Below are 1,244 nucleotides of genomic sequence, written 5' to 3' on the forward strand. Positions count from 1 at the left end.
GTAAGCGTCCACTGAGCACACCCTACCGGAATTGAACGACACTTGTTTAGATCCCCATTTAAATTTAGATGGGGATCTAACACATGAATCACCATGCGAAGTTGCCAAGGCGACGTTATACCAATGAGCAGAAGCTGAGCATTGTCAAAGCGGCATTATCGGGTGAACATTCCAAAGCCGCGATAGCGAGGGCGCACGATATTAATGCCAACCAACTGACACGTTGGATAAAGGAATATCGAGACGGTGCCGCCTGGTCAGCTCAGCCGACGCGACTATTACCGGTCAGTGTTGCATCAACCGAGTTTGCTGTTGAGCCTGGCGTTCAGGGTAATGATTGGCTAAACGGTGAGATAAATGTTTTGCTGAGCACCGGCCACACGCTCAGACTGAACGATCCATCCCGGACATTGTTGTCACATCTTGTGCAGATGTTGACATGAATATTCCGGGTGGTGCGCGAATATGGCTGGTAGCCGGCCATACCGACATGCGAAAAGGCTTTGATGGTTTGGCAGCCTTGGTGCAGGTTCAACTCAAACAAAACCCGTTTTCGGGGCAGGTGTTTATCTTTCGGGGCCGCCGGGGTGATAGGGTCAAAGTGCTGTGGTGGGATGGACAAGGGCTATCCCTGTTTTACAAGCGACTGGAACAGGGCCGGTTTATCTGGCCATCGGCAAACGCCGGGAAAATCCACCTCACTTATGCCCAGTTATCGATGCTGCTCGAAGGCATTGACTGGCGCGCACCAAAGCGCACATCAAGGCCTAAAATAATTGCCTGAAAGTGAGTAAAAATGCGGCTTTCCGCTGTATTTTCCGGTATAATAACCGTATGAATTTTCAGACAAAAAACCTGCCCGATGACCCCACTGCATTGAAACAAATGCTGGTTGATTTGCAGGTGCAGCTTGAGACTGAAAAACGCCTGAACCAGACCCTCACGTTGCGTTTACAAGCACTGCTTCGTCAGCGTTTTGGTCGCTCTTCTGAAAAGCAGCAAGACACGGCCCAGCTGGATTTATTGATTGAGGACACGGAAACCGCCATTGCGGCGGTAGAACTGCCGGCAACAGATAAACCGGCTACGCAGGAAGTGACACGGGCCCGTAAACCGTTGCCTGCTCATTTGCCGCGCACGGTTCAACAACAGGTACCTGCCAGCTGTGATTGCCCTGATTGTGGTAAAGCGATGAAGGCGGCCGGTGAAGATGTGTCCGAGTTGCTGGATGTGGTGCCTGCCCA

At 51.5% G+C, this 1,244-nt stretch carries 3 protein-coding genes; all 3 read left to right on the forward strand.

Features of this window, described 5'->3' with window-relative positions; translation table 11 throughout:
- The first annotated feature begins 83 nt into the window (after positions 1-83).
- The gene (tnpA, locus tag LGT40_RS00395; protein WP_226069678.1) at positions 84-443 is read left to right on the forward strand and encodes an IS66-like element accessory protein TnpA; all 360 of its coding nucleotides are present in this window, start codon (positions 84-86) and stop codon (positions 441-443) included.
- A complete protein-coding gene (gene tnpB, locus LGT40_RS00400; protein ID WP_226069677.1) occupies positions 440-784 on the forward strand; it encodes an IS66 family insertion sequence element accessory protein TnpB in 345 nt (114 codons plus the stop codon). Before tnpA ends, tnpB begins: the two co-directional genes overlap by 4 nt.
- Positions 785-834: 50 nt before the next feature.
- Positions 835-1,244: IS66 family transposase (locus LGT40_RS00405; RefSeq protein ID WP_369075664.1), on the forward strand; the 410-nt coding region annotated here is incomplete at its 3' end.

The organism is Methylophaga pinxianii (genome assembly GCF_020447225.1).
In the GTDB taxonomy this organism is placed as follows: Bacteria; Pseudomonadota; Gammaproteobacteria; order Nitrosococcales; family Methylophagaceae; genus Methylophaga; species Methylophaga pinxianii.